The sequence below is a fragment of the Nesterenkonia suensis genome, from assembly GCF_054782935.1.
This window is the reverse complement of the sequence record NZ_BAAGRN010000009.1, coordinates 64,308-78,257: the sequence shown is the minus strand read 5'-3', so window position 1 is coordinate 78,257 and position 13,950 is coordinate 64,308. Positions and strand designations below refer to the sequence as shown.

Sequence of the window (13,950 nt, the reverse complement as noted above, 5' to 3'; positions counted from 1 at the left end):
AGCCTCCGTCAGACGCCCAGGACATGAGACGCCCAGGACATGAGTGGAGCCGGGCTCAGCCCTGGAGCTGGGCGTAGACGATGAAGTTGTCCTCCAGAACTCCGGTCTCCTGATTGAGCCCGTCGCAGGTGATCAGTCGCAGCTCCGGCCCGGCGGTGTTGCCATAGACGTCGAGCGTGGGGAACTCGTCCTGCGGGAATCTGGCGGTGCGATAGACGACGAACTCGGCGAGGGTCCCGTCCTCCCGAGTCACCGTGATGGTGTCGCCGACGGACAGGTCAGGGAGCTCGGCGAAGATCCCGGGGCCACCCTCCCACGCGTTGCGATGGCCGAGGATGACCGCGGGGCCGGTCTCACCGGGCGTGGGACCGTGCCGGAACCAGCCGGCCGGCGACCCCCCGCCGTACGGTGGGACTTCGATGACGCCGTCCTCCTGCAGGCCCAGGTGCATGATCTCAGAGACGATGCCCAGGGTCGGCACCTCCAGCGAGTCCGGTTCAGCCGGAGCCATCGGCTCCGCCAGCGCCACCTCCTCCGCCGGAGCCACCTCCTCGGCCGGCGACGCTCCCCCGACCTCCGGCTCTGGACTCGACACCGGTCCAGGCGCGGCGGAGGACAGGTCAGAGGGTCCGGAGGAGGGTTGGACCTTCTCGGCGGCGCCCGCGGAGGGCGGACGTTCGGCGCTGAGCGGCTCGGCGTAGTCCGGCTCGGTGGACCCTGCACAGGCGCTGAGGAGCAGAGCGGCCCCCGCCACACAGGTGAGTGCACCTGCGCGACGGGGACGTCGCATCGTCGACGACATGATCTCATCCGCTCCGGCGGTCAGGCGTGGGCTGTGCGGCGTCGCACTGCCCACGCACCGCCGAGGGCCGCCATAGCCAGCACTCCACCGCCGAGGGCGAGGTGCAGGCCGCCGGCGGTCTGCACCGGAGCGCCGGTGTCGGCCCCGCCATCAGGCATCTCCTCCATCTGGGAGACGGTCAGCGTGCCGCAGGCGGCGGGGAGGGTCGCCGCCAGGGGAAGCTCAGGGTCTAGTTCGCTCTGCTTCTGCGCCGCTTCCTCCGGCATCAGCACCGGATCCACCCCGTGGACCACGACGACGGCAGTGCCCTCCTCGAGGGAGGCCAGCGTGTCATCAGACAGGTCGAAAGTCCGCTCGTAGGAGTACTCCGATCCCCCGGGGAACCGGTCGACGGCGAGACCCGAATCAGGGCTGGTGTCTCCCTCAGTGGTCAGGGAGGTGCCGATGTCGCCGTAGAAGTGGTGCCCCTCCGGGGTGCTCACGACCCCGTCGCCGTCAGTGTCGGCCTCCGCACCGGGGCAGAGGCCCTGGGCCCCGATGTGGATGTGCTGCGCGTGGGGGAAGGGACCGTCCATGAACTCATCGGCGGCTCCGGTGACGTTCATCGTCACCGTCGCCTCCTGACCCTGGATGTCGATCATCACCTCGCCGGTGGTGCCGCTGCCGTTCAGCTCCTCCAGGGACGCCTGCACGGACCACGAGTCGTCATGACCGTGCGCCATCGCCGGTGAGGCTGTCAGCGCGAGCCCGCCGAGAGCCAGTGCGGGTACAGCGAAGAAGGTGGAAGTGCGCATCGTCGTCTCCTCATTCAGTCGCCGAGCGCTCGGCAAGCCTCGAGGCTCAGCTCATCGAGTCAAGATGTCTGCTTGCACGTGACGTTCGTCGCACCCCCCGATCCGGATTGGAGGAATCTCGGAAGAGGCCCGGGCGCCAGGTTTCGGACATGCGTGGAGCCGGGCTCGATGATGAGCCCGGCTCCTGGTGCGTCTGGTCTGTCGGAGTCGTCAGGCCTGCTGGCCCTCGGCCTCGTCCTCGGCGATCTGCCGGTGGATCTCCTCCATGTCGAGCCCCTTCACCGCCGTGATGACCTCGTTGAGCTGGTCGGCGTTGAGCGCTCCCGGCTGGGAGAAGACGAGCACCTTCTCGCGGAAGGCCATGAGCGTCGGGATGGAGCTGATGCTCGCTGCGGCGGCGAGCTCCTGCTCGGCCTCGGTGTCGACCTTCGCGAAGGTCACGTCCGGGTGCTCTTCGGAGACCTGCTCGTACACCGGGGCGAACTGCTTGCATGGGCCGCACCAGTCCGCCCAGAAGTCCACCAGGAGGATGTCGTTGTCCTCCAGGGTCTTCTGGAAGTCCTGTGCGGTGATGTCGGTGGTAGCCATGGCGGCCACGATACGCGACCCGCCGGCGACTGTCCGCCCCGCCGCCGTCGCCTCCGGCGCCTTAAGCGCCCCGCGAAACAGCCACCAGCCTCTGTCCCGGCCGTGCCCCAGTCCGCGTCTCGGCCTTCCCGCCCCGGACGCGAAGAGGCCCGGACCGCAACGGTCCGGGCCTCTTTCACATGCTGTGGCAGATGAGGGATTCGAACCCCCGTAGGCAATGCCAGCTGATTTACAGTCAGCCCCCTTTGGCCGCTCGGGTAATCTGCCGCTCGACCGTCTCCGGTCATCCCTCGGAACCCGTGGCCCCGAGGCACCACACAACTTTACCCAAGACCTCGAGATTTTTCGAATCCGCACCGACGCAACTCCGCAGTAGGCTGGTGCCGCCCCGTCTTTCCGCCATGCCCAGACCGAAGGAGGCTTCGTGGCAGACATCGAAGCCGAGTCATTGGCCCGCTCGCTGACCGAGCGGAGTCCGGCCGGGATCGCCGAACAGGTCCGCGAACTCATCGCCGCCGGCGTGCTCACCGCCGGGATGCGCCTGCCCACCGTCCGTGATGTCGCCACCGAGATCGGGGTCAGCGTGGGCACCGTGGCCCAGGCCTGGGCGCTGCTGCGCGAAGGCGACCTCGTGGAGACCCGCCGCCGCGGCGGAACCCGCGTCATCGAAGGCAGCGGACCCTTGGCCGGGGAGTTCGCCGGCTGGCCCGGAGTGGATCTGCTCTTCTGCAGCCCGGACCCCTCCCTGCTGCCTGCATTGGACGAACCGATCGCCGAAGCGCTTAAGCAGCCGGGGATCAACACCTGGGGCCGCGAGCACATGATCCCTGAGCTCCGCAAGGAGCTGCAGAAGATGCTCACCGACCAGCCGCGGGAGTTCATCACGGTCAGCTCCGGCACCGAGGCGCTCTGGCTGGCCACCCGCGTCGCGGCGGAGTCGGGAGACGTCATCGCCGTGGAGGAGCCCGCCTCACCGGGCTACCTCTCCGTGCTGCAGTCCATGGGGCTGCGACCGATCGGTGTCCCTGCCGACGAGCAGGGGCCGAGGCCGGAGCACCTGGCCGCGGCGCTCGAGTCCGGCGCGGTCGCGTTCGTCCACTCCCCGGTGGGGGCCTTCTCCGACCGCCATGTGCTCACCCCGCGGCGCGGCCTGGATCTGGAGGGTGCCCTGCAGGCGCATCCGGAGGTGCTGATCATCGAAGATGATCCTCTGGGCCCACTGGCCCCCGACGACGTGCCGTCGCTGGACGCGCTCTTCCCCGAGCGCACCCTGCGCGTGCTCGGCTTCGAGCGCGCCTTCGGCATGGACCTGCGCACCTCCGCCCTGGCCGGCCCACAGGACCTCGTGCAGCGCTGCGTGCGGCACCGTTCCGGCGGCGTGGCCTCCAACTCGCGGGTGCTGCAGCATGCGCTGGTCCGCATGCTGCGCGATCCGGTGGTCTCGCACCGCATCGCCTCGGCCCGCGGCCACTATGCGACTCGCCGCAGCCTCGCTGTGGAGGCCTTCACCGCGGCAGGGCTGACGGCCCGCTGCGGCCCCCACAGCTGGGCGATCTGGGTGGAGGTCCCCGACGAGCGGGCCGCCGCACTGGCCCTCAGCGGCCAGGGCGTGGTGGTCGACGTCGGCTCCGGCAGTCTGGTCACCGAACGGCCGACCGGTCTGCTCCGCCTCTCGGTGGCGCAGCTTCCGGAGGATGATGCGGTGCTGGCCGATCTCGCCCAGCTCGTCTCACGGGCCGCCTCCGGGGAGCTGGGCGGGTCGACCTTCGTCTGAGGACCGCGGCGGACGCCGTTAGACTCGTGGCGGACATCGACCCGGCAGCATCAGGAGGACCTATGGCCAAGGAATCCAGCTTCGACATCGTCTCCAAAGTGGACAAGCAGGAGGTCAGCAACGCCCTGAACCAGGCGCAGAAGGAGATCGCTCAGCGCTATGACTTCCGCGGCACCGGCGCGGAGATCGACGCCTCCGGGGACAGGATCCTCATCAAGGCCAATGCGGAGGAGCGGGCCAAGGCCGTCCAAGACGTCTTCGGGTCCAAACTGATCAAGCGGGGCATCTCGCTGAAGTCCTTCGACGCCGGCGAACCCTTCGCCTCGGGCAAGGAGTTCCGGATCGAGGGCACGATCAAGGAGGGCATCGATCAGCCCACGGCGAAGAAGATCACCAAGAAGATCCGGGACGAGGGTCCGAAGTCGGTGAAGGCCACCATCCAGGGTGACGAGCTGCGCGTGACGTCCAAGTCCCGGGACGACCTGCAGGAGGTCATGGCCCTGCTGAAGGACTTCGAGGACGCCGACCTGCAGTTCATCAACATGCGCTGACACCGCTGCTGAGCCCGCGCTGCGGCCGTTCACTCCAGCAGCAGGCCCCATTCCTGCTCCAGGAGCACGCGTCCGGAGGCAGTCAGCGTGAGACCCCGCCCGGCCCGGTGCCTCTGCACCCATCCGGCCTCCAAGAACTGCGAGGCGACCGCCGCTCCGAGGGCGCCTGCGAGATGCGGACGCCGCGCGGTCCAGTCGAGACAGGCACGCGCGAGGGGCCGCCGCAGGCGCCGCAACGCACCCACGTCGACACCCAGCTCGGAGAATCCGACGTCTCCGTCCCTGGTGAGCGTGAGGTGATTCTCGGTCAGCCACTCACGACGCCGCCACTCCTCGGTGAGCGCGACGCCGAGCCGCCCCGCCAGGTGGTCATAGCAGAGCCGGGCCTCGGCGAGCCGCTCGGCCTGACGGCTGAGCGCGTACCCGCTGATCCCTGCAGGACCGCTGACAACTCCCAGCGCTTCCAGCGCCTCGGCCACCTCGGGCCCGGCGAGGGCGTACCATCGGTGGCGCCCCCGGGAGGTGCAGGTGATCAGCCCGGCCTCCACCAGGACGGACAGATGCTCCGAGGTGGTGGAGGCGCTGACGCCCGCCGCGCGCGCGAAGTCCCCTGCCGGACGCACACTGCCGTCCATGAGCAGGTTCAGCATGAGGGACCGGGCCGGTGCCGCCAGTGCGGCGCCGATCCGTGCGAAGTCCCGATCCCTCGCCTCCGTCATAGATCCCGTCCTGGCTTCGTCCTGGCTTCGTCCTGGCTTCGTCCTGGCTTCGTCGGGGTCCTGCAGGCGTCCTGCAGCCACGATGATGGCACCCGATCGTTTCGGCCTCGGCCGAAACGATACGGGCCTACGATGCTTCCATGATCACTGCCCAGCATGAATATGAGACCAGGGCATCCTGGCCCGTGTCAGCGGATTCCGGCTCCACTGGCGGCGGACTGCGAGACTACTCCCGGGACCATGAGATCACTGTCCCAGGCGTGGAAGGCGGTCTGGCGCTGACTGCGGACCCGGCATTCCGGGGCGACGCCTCCCGGCTCAATCCGGAGCAGCTGCTGGTGGCGGCGGCATCATCCTGCCAGATGCTCAGCCTCCTGGGGGCCGCCGCACGCGCCGGAGTGGACGTGGTGGGCTACCGGGACACCGCCGTCAGCCGTCTGCTCCTGCACGAGACCCCTGCCCGGCTGGACACGATCCGTCTGCACATCACAGTCCAGGTGACGGCCGGGACCGACGAAGGCGTCGTCCAGGAGCTCGCCCAGCGGGCCCACGAGCGGTGCTACATCGCCAACAGTCTGGCCATCCCGGTCGAGCTGACGGTCACGGTGGAGCATCTCTGACCGTACTCGCTCAGTCGGTGACCCCCATCGGCGCTCATCGGCGCCCGTCGTCGCCGTCAGACGCCTCTGGCCCGGGAACGTCTCCGGGCCGTTCCTGGCCGTCTTGGCCCCGGATCTCGTGGAGCACCTCCTGGAAGAAGTCGCGGACCTCCTCCCAGCGGACCCGGGAATTCGCGAGGTGCTCCTCAAGCCGTTCGATCTGCTCGTGCTGGAGGCGCCGCTGCCGCTGCTCGGCGAGCTCCCGGCGCAGCTCAAGCACTGTGGACTCCGCTTCGCGGAGGATCTTCTCGAGCTCGGCCTCCAGCTCGGTGACGTTCTCGTCGTCCTCGCGATGCTCGTGGTGTTCAGCGCTCACTGCCTGGCCCCTTCGGTTCATCCGGGCGCCTCGCGCCCCGCGTTCACTGCCCCCACTCTGACCCAGCATGCGCTCCGGCACAACACATGCCAGAAGGCGGGACGGTGACCGGCGAGGGAACGCTCAGAGGATGACGGTGCCGAAGATCAGCGCCAGCGGCAGCGCGATGAAGACTCCCAGCACCCAGAGCGCGGCATAGAGCTTCCTCTCGGCGGCGAGGTTCGCCAGCCAGGTCGCGCCCCGCAGAGGCAGCTCACGCAGGAACGGCAGGCCGAAGATCAGCAGCGTGGCCAGCACGTTGAACGAGAGGTGGACCAGCGCTGCGATGAGCGCGTAGTGAGCCTCGACCCCGGTGAAGGCGAAGGCGGAGATCAGCGCCGTGACCGTGGTGCCGATGTTCGCCCCCACAGTGAACGGGTAGATCTGGCGCAGGGTGAACGCACCGGAGCCGGCCAGCGGGACCATCAGCGCGGTGGAGGTGGAGGAGGACTGCACCATCACCGTCATCAGCGCACCGGAGCCGATGCCAGAGATCGGGCCGCGGCCCATCGCCGTGTGGAAGACCTGCTTGGCCCGGCCGACCATGAGCACCTTGAGCATCCGGCCGATGAAGTTGATCACCAGCAGGATCAGCACCACGGCGACGATGATCATCACGATGCCGCGGACCGGGTCCGGGATCCAGCTGACGGTGTACTGGATGCCGTCGGCCAGCGGTGTGGTGGCCGTCTTGACGAGGTCACCGATGCCGCCGAAGATTGCGGCGACCAGCCCGCCGTCGGTCCCGGAGACCTGACCGGCGAAGAAGGTCGCGATGCGCTGGAGGATCCCGAAGGCCATCTCGAGCGGCAGGAAGATGACCACGGCCATCAGGTTGAAGAAGTCGTGGACGGTGGCGGCGGCGAATCCGCGGCGGAACTGGTCCTTGTCGCGGATCATGCCGAGGCTGACCAGGGTGTTGGTCAGCGTGGTGCCGATGTTGGCCCCCAGGATGATCGGGATCGCCACGGCCAGCGGCAGTCCGCCGGCGACGAGCCCGACCGTCACCGAGGTGGTGGTCGACGAGGACTGGGTCAGCGCGGTGGCGGCCACACCGATCATCAGGCCGATGAGCGGGTTGGTGGCGAAGGCGAAGAGCGTCTCCGCCTGATCCCCGGTGGCGGCCTTGAAGCCGGAGCCGATCACGTTGACCGCGGTGATCAGCACGTAGACGGCGGCGACCACGGCCAGCCAGTTGATGACGGCGAGAGCACGCCCGGAGAATCCGAGGCGCTCGAACGGGCTGATGAGACGCGGCGTCTCCTCAGCGGCCTGCACTGTCGGGCGACGAACCTCGACAGACGGCATTGCGGTCATCCAGTCTCCTCCAGATGCGGGCTGCACGCAGCCCTGACTCCCTGTCCTTCTCCAGAGTGGGGCCTCTCGACGACCAGAACCACACGTGAAGGTTAACGGAGGGTGAACAGTGCGGCGGAGTCCGCGTGAGGGCCCGCACAGCGGCGCCCGGCGACCGTCCAGCGACGTCGCTGCGCCAGCGACGTCGGCGACGCTCAGTAGGATGGGGACCATGCATCACCACCACGGACGACTCCGCACGGCAGGACTGCTGGCCTTCCTCTTCGCTCTGCTGCTCTTCGTGGGCGCGATCGTCACCTACTTCACCAACAGCCCGTTCTTCCTGTTCCTCTTCGCCGGGATCGGCCTGGTCTCCGTGGGCATCAGCTACTGGAACTCCGACAAGATCGCCCTCCGGGCCATGAAGGCCTACCCGGTCAGCCGGGAGCAGGCCCCGCAGCTGCACCAGATGGTCGAGGAGCTGGCCCATCGCGCCCAGCAGCCGGTGCCGCGCATCTTCATCGCACCCAGCCCGACGCCGAACGCCTTCGCCACCGGGAGGAACCCGGAGAACGGCGTGGTGTGCTTCACCGAGGGCATCCTGAATCTGCTCACTGCTCGTGAGCTGCGCGGGGTGACCGGCCACGAGCTGATGCACGTCTACAACCGGGACATCCTGGTCTCCTCAGTGGCGGCCGCCGTCGCCGGGTTCCTGACCACCATCAGCCAGTACTTCATGTTCTTCGGGATGATGGGCGGCGGCCGCAGCAGCAACCAGGGCGGCGGCAACCCGCTGATGCTGGTGGGCGGGCTGCTGGCGATGATCCTGATGCCGATGGCCGCCAGCCTGATCCAGATGGCGATCAGCCGCACCCGCGAGTACGACGCCGACGCCGACGGCGCTGAGCTCAGCGGAGACCCGCTGGCGCTGGCCTCGGCCCTGCGCAAGCTCGACGGCGGCATCGCCCGTCAGCCGTTGGACGAGGAGCCCAAGCATGATGCCCACGCGCACATGATGATCGCCAATCCCTTCGGCCCGCGATCCAAGCGGATGTTCAGCACCCATCCACCGATGGACGAGCGGATCGCCCGCCTGGAGCAGATGGCCGGAGGCCAGCTCCCCCAGGGCTGATCAGCAGGGCCGATCAGCAGGGCCGATCAGCAGGACTAATCAGTGCCACCTGCTCAGCGCCACCTGCTCAGACCGTCGCCTGCACGGCGCGGGAGATGCGTACCATCTCCTTGCGCGGGACCACCTTGACACGCTCACGCCCCACCGGACCGGTGGCGGTGGCCTCCTCGCCCAGGCGCACCTCGTGCTCATCCAGCTGAAGCCAACCGTCCCAGGTGGTGTACTCCACCCCACGGGCCTCGAGAAGCTCGATGACGGCATCCTCGCGAGGATCCTCCGCCTCGGGCAGGTGGTGGACGTCTTCGAGCAGACAGCCGATCGTCTCCAGGGCATCACCCTTGGTGTGGCCGATGAGCCCCACCGGCCCCCGCTTGATCCAGCCTGTCGCGTAGGTCCCAGGGATGTGCTCGCCGTCGTCGAGCACCCGACCGGCCTCGTTGACGATGATGCCGCGGCGCTCGTCGAAGGGCACACCGTCGACCGGCGAGCCGAAGTAGCCGATCGCCCGGTAGACGGCCTGGCACTCATAGTCCCTGAACTCACCGGTGCCGCGGACGTTGCCGGTGCCATCGAGTTCCATACGCTCGAAACGCACTCCGGCCACCTTCCCCGCCCGCTCGCCGGTTCCTTCGAGGATCTCGACCGGCTGGTGCAGGAAATGCATGTGCATCCGCCGGGAGGCCCGCTCAGCACGCTCCTCCTGCTCCACCAGCCAGTTCGCCAACGTATTGACCATGGTCTTGACCTGGTTGTTGGACTTGATCGCCTCGTCCGAGGCGGCGTCGAACTCGAAGTCCTCCTCATCGAGGACGATGTCGACGTCGCGACAGTGCGAGAGCTCCCGCAGCTCCAGCGGAGTGAACTTCACCTGTGCCGGGCCGCGGCGCCCGAAGATGTGGACGTCCGTCACCGGGGAGCTGCTCAGCCTCCGGTGGACGTTCTCCGGGATCTCGGTGGCCAGCATCTCCTCCGGGTGCTTGGCGAGCACACGGGCCACGTCCAAGGCGACGTTGCCGTTGCCGATGACGGCGACGTCCTCCGCCTCCAGCGGCCAGTCCCGGGGGTAGTCCGGGTGACCGTCGTACCAGGAGACGAAGTCGGCGGCCCCGAAGGAGCCCTCAAGCTCGATGCCGGGGATGTCCAGCTCGGCGTCCCGGATCGCGCCGGTGGCGAAGATGACGGCGTCGTAGTGTCGACGCAGGTCCTCCACGGAGAGGTCGGTGCCGACGTCGACGTTGCCCAGCAGGCGGATGTCACCGCGGTCCATCACCTTGTGCAGGGCTTTGATGATGCCCTTGATGCGCGGGTGATCCGGGGCCACTCCGTAGCGGATGAGCCCGAAGGGCGCGGGGTAGCGGTCGAAGAGGTCGATGCTGAACTCGATGTCGCTCTTCTTCTGCGACTTCGACAGGATGTCCGCCGCATACACCCCGGCGGGGCCGGAGCCGATGATGGCCACACGGAGGGGCCGCTGGCGGGGATTCTCAGACACGGACGACTTCCTTTCAGCGCGAATACCACAGAACAGTATGCCGTATTGGTCAACGCCACCCCTCCCCCTGGCTGTTCCCGACAGGCGCGAACTCCGCCCGTCATGAGGAAACTCACACTCGGGTACCGTGCCCCCATGAGCTCCTTCCGCCAACCCCTCGCCGGACTCTCCATCTTCCCGCTGACCCCGTTCCGCACGGCGGCGGACGGCACCGACATGATCGATCTCGAGGCGGTGGGCTCCCTGGTGACCCGCTGCGCCACAGCAGACGTGGACTCCATCACCATGCTGGGCTCCACCGGATCCTACGCCTACCTGGACCGCTCCGAGCGGCAACAGGTGCTCGAGACCGCCCTCGCCCACGCCGGAGACACCCCCGTGCTGGCCGGGGTGGGGGCGCTTCGCACCTCCGCAGTGCTGGAGCACCTCCGCGACGCTGAGGAGGTCGGCGCGGCCGGTCTGCTGCTGGCTCCGATCAGCTATCAGCCGCTCTCCGCGGAGGAGGTGTTCGGCCTCTTCCGCACCGTCTGCGAGCACACGGACCTGCCGGTGGTGCTCTACGACAACCCGCGCACCACCGGGTTCCGCTTCACCCCGGAGCTCTACGGGCGGATCGCCGCACTGCCCGGCGTCGCCTCGGTGAAGGTCCCACCGCTCCCCGCCGAACCCCACGAGGCCCGTGCCGTCGTCGACACCGTCCGGAACGTGCTCCCGGAGCACGTCACCGTGGGCGTCTCCGGGGATCCGTCGGCCGCGCGCGGCCTGCGCGCCGGCTGCGAGGCCTGGTTCTCGGTGATCGGCGGGGTGCTGCCCCAGCAGGCGGCGCACCTGATGCGCACCGGTGATGAGACCCCGCTGGCCCCGCTGTGGCCGCTGTTCGCCGAGCACGGCAGTCTGCGGGTCGCGGCCGCCGTCGCGGAGCATCTGGAGCTGGCCCCGCCGGACTGTCTGCCCCGTCCCGTGCACGGTCTCGACGAGACGGCCCGCGCCCGTGTGGTCGAGGCGCTGGAGTCGCTGACCTCCCCGTAGACTGGCGCCCATGGCCGAGATGCTGGTGGAAAAGTTCAAGGACCTGGTCCCGAAATACCTGGACGAGAAGTGGACCCCGAAGGAGGGGTACTCTCCTGAGGACCTCGCGGCGGCGCTCCGCGAGGCGGACCTGCCCGACGACGTCCAGCTGCCCCTGGTGCTCGAGGAGTTCTATCGGGCGCTGGGCCGCTGCGAGGAGCTCATGGAGGCCCACCACTTCTTCTTCGACCCCGACGAGCTGGAGGTCGAGGACGGCCACCTGCTGTTCCTCGAAGATGAGGACGAGCGGTGGGTCTGGGGCATCCCGGTGGACATCCTCGACGTCCCGGACCCGCTGATCCGCCGACGCAGCAACGCCCAGGGACACTGGAATGACGAGGACGCCACCGTCAGCGAATTCATCCTCGACCTGCTTGAGTTCTCCTTCGAGGAGGATTGATGCCGCAGTGGACCTCCCATGCCCCTCCCGACTACCGCTGCCCGTTCTGCGACCTCGCCCGTGGTGATGTCAGCGACCCGCACAATCGCTGCGAACTGACCGACCTGGTCTTCCAGGACCAGGATCTGATGGTGTTCATGGCCTGCGACGGGTTCGGGCCACATGCCGGGCACGCGATGATCAGCCCCATCGCCCACCGGGAGACGCTCTACGAGCTCGATGACCACCTTCTGGCCCGCATCGGCGCCATGTCCCGCGATGTGGCCATCGCCATGAAGCACGCCTGGCACCCGGAAGGCACCTCAGTGCGTCAGCACAACGAGCCCGCCGGGAACCAGCACGTCTGGCATTACCACCTGCATGTGTTCCCCCGGTACGGCGATGACATGCTCTACCGGCAGGTCCGTCACCCCGTGGCCGTCTCGGTGCGGGCGGAGAAGGCCCGCCAGCTCTCGGCCGCGCTGGAGGAGGTCCTCGCCGCGCGGGTGGACTGATCAGCTCTCGCGGTCGACCACGGCATCGGCGAAGGACAGCAGAGCCGTCTTCACCGTGGAGTCCTCAAGCCCGGCCAGGGCGTCCTTGGCCCGCGCGGACCAGGCATGGGCGACCTTCCAGGCCTCCCCAGTCACCGGATGCGCGACGACGGCCGCCACGGCCTCGGCCAGGGCGGCGTCCTCGCTGAGGTCACCGTCGACGCGGCGCAGCGCCTCGACTGCCGCGGCCTCCCCGGCGGCCGCCCGCTCACGGAGCAGCAGCACCGGCAATGTGGGCACCCCCTCGCGCAGGTCCGTGCCGGGGGTCTTGCCGGAGGTCTCACCGTCGGAGGTCAGATCGATGACGTCGTCGGCCAGTTGGAAAGCCACGCCCACGGCCTCGCCGTAGGCGCCGAGCATCTCTGCGGTCCCCTCCGCACAGCCGCCGAAGGTGGCCCCGAGCCGGGAGGCCGCCGCCAGCAGCGAGCCGGTCTTGTCGGCGATCACCGACAGGTAGTGCTCCTGGGGGTCCTCGCCCTCGCGCGGGCCGACGGTCTCGTGCAGCTGCCCCATGACCAGGCGTTCGAACGTCTCGGCCTGGACCCGGGTGCCCTGCTCCCCCATCCGGGTCATCAGCTGGGAGGCCCGGGAGAGGATCAGGTCTCCGGTGAGGATCGCCACCGAGTTGCCCCACACCTCGTGGGCCGCGGGGGCCCCGCGGCGCACCGGGGCGGAGTCCATGACGTCGTCGTGATAGAGCGTGGCCAGATGGGTCATCTCCATGACTGCGGCGGCCTCGCGGACCTTCTCGTCCGGGCCGTCGCCCAGCAACGAGGACAGGATGGTCAGCAGCGGACGGACGCGCTTGCCACCGGCTTCGGCCAGGTACCGGGCCGAGGTGTTGACCAGCCCGTCGGAACTGGAGAGGGCCGCCAGGAGACGCTCCTCCACCTCCCCGAGGGCGCGGAAGACGTCGGCGGCGAGGTGCTCGTCGTCGGCGAGAGCGTCGAATCCTGCCGGCAGTCTCAGCGACACCGGCTCAGCGGCTGATTCAGTCATCAGGGCCCAGCCTACCGAGCTTTCGGTCCCCCTTGCGGGCGTGGTGGATCGCGACGATCCCGCCGGTGAGGTTCCGGTACGTCACGTCGGTGTACCCGACGCCGTTGATCTGCGCGGCCAGCTCGTCCTGGTCCGGCCAGGCGCGGATGGACTCGGCCAGATACACGTAGGCCTCCGGGTTGGAGGACACCGCCCGCGCCACCGGGGGCAGGGCGCGCATCAGGTACCCGTTGTAGATCCGGTTGAACGGAGTGCACGTGGGGTCGGAGAACTCCATCACGGCCAGCCGTCCCCCGGACCTGGTCACCCGGAGCATCTCCGTCAGCCCGGCCAACGGATCGGCGACGTTGCGCAGCCCGAACGAGATGGTGACGGCGTCGAAGGTGTCATCGGCGAAGGGCAGGTTCATCGCATCGCCGGCGACGAAGGTCATGTCTGGGCGCCGACGTTTGCCCACCTGGAGCATGCCGAGGGAGAAGTCGCAGGCGATCGCCTCGGCACCGGCGGCCACGAACGGCTCCGTGGAGGTCCCGGTCCCGGCCGCCAGGTCCAGGACCCGTTCACCGGGCTGGACGTCCAGCGCCTCCACCAGCCGACGGCGCCACACCCGGGCCTGCCCGAAGGACAGCACGTCATTGGTGATGTCATAGCGGGCGGCGACCTCATCGAACATCGAGGCGACGTCGGCGGGCTTCTTGTCCAGATCAGCCCGGTTGCCCTGGGCGTGCTGCTCTTGTGTCACCCCAGCATTGTCCCAGATCGCGGGGACCGATGTGCGCGGTGTCCCG

16 protein-coding genes and 1 tRNA gene are annotated in these 13,950 nt (G+C 68.8%); 7 read left to right on the top strand and 10 right to left on the bottom strand.

Annotated elements, in window-relative coordinates; genetic code table 11:
• Positions 1–55: 55 nt before the first annotated feature.
• The 4 genes from ACYVKI_RS08970 to ACYVKI_RS08955 all read right to left on the bottom strand — a co-directional run bounded on the left by ACYVKI_RS08970 (position 56) and on the right by ACYVKI_RS08955 (position 2,451).
• Positions 56–802, bottom strand: coding sequence for a class F sortase (locus ACYVKI_RS08970; protein WP_460690010.1), 747 nt, complete (start codon positions 800–802; stop codon positions 56–58).
• Positions 803–822: 20 nt separating this feature from the next.
• Positions 823–1,596: a hypothetical protein gene (locus ACYVKI_RS08965; protein ID WP_460690009.1), complete on the bottom strand. Its 774-nt coding sequence runs from the start codon at positions 1,594–1,596 to the stop codon at positions 823–825.
• 210 nt (positions 1,597–1,806) lie between these two features.
• Positions 1,807–2,184 carry a thioredoxin gene (gene trxA, locus ACYVKI_RS08960; protein ID WP_460690008.1) on the bottom strand — a complete coding sequence of 126 codons (378 nt, stop codon included), beginning with the start codon at positions 2,182–2,184 and terminating at the stop codon, positions 1,807–1,809.
• Positions 2,185–2,369: 185 nt separating this feature from the next.
• A tRNA-Tyr gene (locus ACYVKI_RS08955) sits at positions 2,370–2,451 on the bottom strand.
• A 157-nt stretch (positions 2,452–2,608) separates the two neighbouring features.
• Between ACYVKI_RS08955 and ACYVKI_RS08950 the strand changes: the two genes are divergently transcribed.
• Positions 2,609–3,958, top strand: coding sequence for an aminotransferase-like domain-containing protein (locus tag ACYVKI_RS08950; RefSeq protein WP_460690007.1), 1,350 nt, complete (start codon positions 2,609–2,611; stop codon positions 3,956–3,958).
• Positions 3,959–4,020: 62 nt separating this feature from the next.
• Positions 4,021–4,509: a YajQ family cyclic di-GMP-binding protein gene (locus ACYVKI_RS08945; protein ID WP_460690006.1), complete on the top strand. Its 489-nt coding sequence runs from the start codon at positions 4,021–4,023 to the stop codon at positions 4,507–4,509.
• A gap of 29 nt (positions 4,510–4,538) precedes the next feature.
• Here ACYVKI_RS08945 and ACYVKI_RS08940 read toward each other — a convergent pair whose 3' ends face one another.
• Positions 4,539–5,228 carry an ArsR/SmtB family transcription factor gene (locus ACYVKI_RS08940; protein WP_460690005.1) on the bottom strand — a complete coding sequence of 230 codons (690 nt, stop codon included), beginning with the start codon at positions 5,226–5,228 and terminating at the stop codon, positions 4,539–4,541.
• Positions 5,229–5,368: 140 nt separating this feature from the next.
• Between ACYVKI_RS08940 and ACYVKI_RS08935 the strand changes: the two genes are divergently transcribed.
• On the top strand, positions 5,369–5,848 hold the full coding sequence (locus ACYVKI_RS08935) for an OsmC family protein (RefSeq protein WP_460690004.1): 480 nt from the start codon (positions 5,369–5,371) through the stop codon (positions 5,846–5,848).
• A gap of 34 nt (positions 5,849–5,882) precedes the next feature.
• On the opposite strand, the gene ACYVKI_RS08930 is transcribed toward ACYVKI_RS08935, so the two are convergent.
• Positions 5,883–6,203 carry a hypothetical protein gene (locus ACYVKI_RS08930; protein ID WP_460690003.1) on the bottom strand — a complete coding sequence of 107 codons (321 nt, stop codon included), beginning with the start codon at positions 6,201–6,203 and terminating at the stop codon, positions 5,883–5,885.
• A gap of 123 nt (positions 6,204–6,326) precedes the next feature.
• Positions 6,327–7,559 (bottom strand): Na/Pi symporter, encoded by a 1,233-nt coding sequence (locus ACYVKI_RS08925; RefSeq protein ID WP_460690002.1) that lies wholly within the window; start codon positions 7,557–7,559, stop codon positions 6,327–6,329.
• Between the two features lie 211 nt (positions 7,560–7,770).
• Between ACYVKI_RS08925 and ACYVKI_RS08920 the strand changes: the two genes are divergently transcribed.
• Positions 7,771–8,670 (top strand): M48 family metalloprotease, encoded by a 900-nt coding sequence (locus ACYVKI_RS08920; protein ID WP_460690001.1) that lies wholly within the window; start codon positions 7,771–7,773, stop codon positions 8,668–8,670.
• A gap of 67 nt (positions 8,671–8,737) precedes the next feature.
• On the opposite strand, the gene ACYVKI_RS08915 is transcribed toward ACYVKI_RS08920, so the two are convergent.
• Positions 8,738–10,162 (bottom strand): FAD-dependent oxidoreductase, encoded by a 1,425-nt coding sequence (locus tag ACYVKI_RS08915; protein WP_460690000.1) that lies wholly within the window; start codon positions 10,160–10,162, stop codon positions 8,738–8,740.
• 135 nt (positions 10,163–10,297) lie between these two features.
• On the opposite strand from ACYVKI_RS08915, the gene ACYVKI_RS08910 reads away from it, so the two are divergent.
• Genes ACYVKI_RS08910 through ACYVKI_RS08900 form a run of 3 tightly spaced genes read left to right on the top strand, consistent with a single transcriptional unit; the run spans position 10,298 to position 12,124 of the window.
• On the top strand, positions 10,298–11,191 hold the full coding sequence (locus ACYVKI_RS08910) for a dihydrodipicolinate synthase family protein (protein WP_460689999.1): 894 nt from the start codon (positions 10,298–10,300) through the stop codon (positions 11,189–11,191).
• 10 nt (positions 11,192–11,201) lie between these two features.
• Positions 11,202–11,630 carry a hypothetical protein gene (locus tag ACYVKI_RS08905; protein WP_460689998.1) on the top strand — a complete coding sequence of 143 codons (429 nt, stop codon included), beginning with the start codon at positions 11,202–11,204 and terminating at the stop codon, positions 11,628–11,630.
• On the top strand, positions 11,630–12,124 hold the full coding sequence (locus ACYVKI_RS08900; RefSeq protein WP_460689997.1) for an HIT family protein: 495 nt from the start codon (positions 11,630–11,632) through the stop codon (positions 12,122–12,124). The genes ACYVKI_RS08905 and ACYVKI_RS08900 overlap by 1 nt, the downstream gene beginning before the upstream one ends.
• Here ACYVKI_RS08900 and ACYVKI_RS08895 read toward each other — a convergent pair whose 3' ends face one another.
• The gene (locus ACYVKI_RS08895) at positions 12,125–13,162 is read right to left on the bottom strand and encodes a polyprenyl synthetase family protein (RefSeq protein ID WP_460689996.1); all 1,038 of its coding nucleotides are present in this window, start codon (positions 13,160–13,162) and stop codon (positions 12,125–12,127) included.
• On the bottom strand, positions 13,155–13,835 hold the full coding sequence (locus tag ACYVKI_RS08890) for a demethylmenaquinone methyltransferase (RefSeq protein WP_460690520.1): 681 nt from the start codon (positions 13,833–13,835) through the stop codon (positions 13,155–13,157). The genes ACYVKI_RS08895 and ACYVKI_RS08890 overlap by 8 nt, the downstream gene beginning before the upstream one ends.
• Positions 13,836–13,950 lie beyond the last annotated feature (115 nt).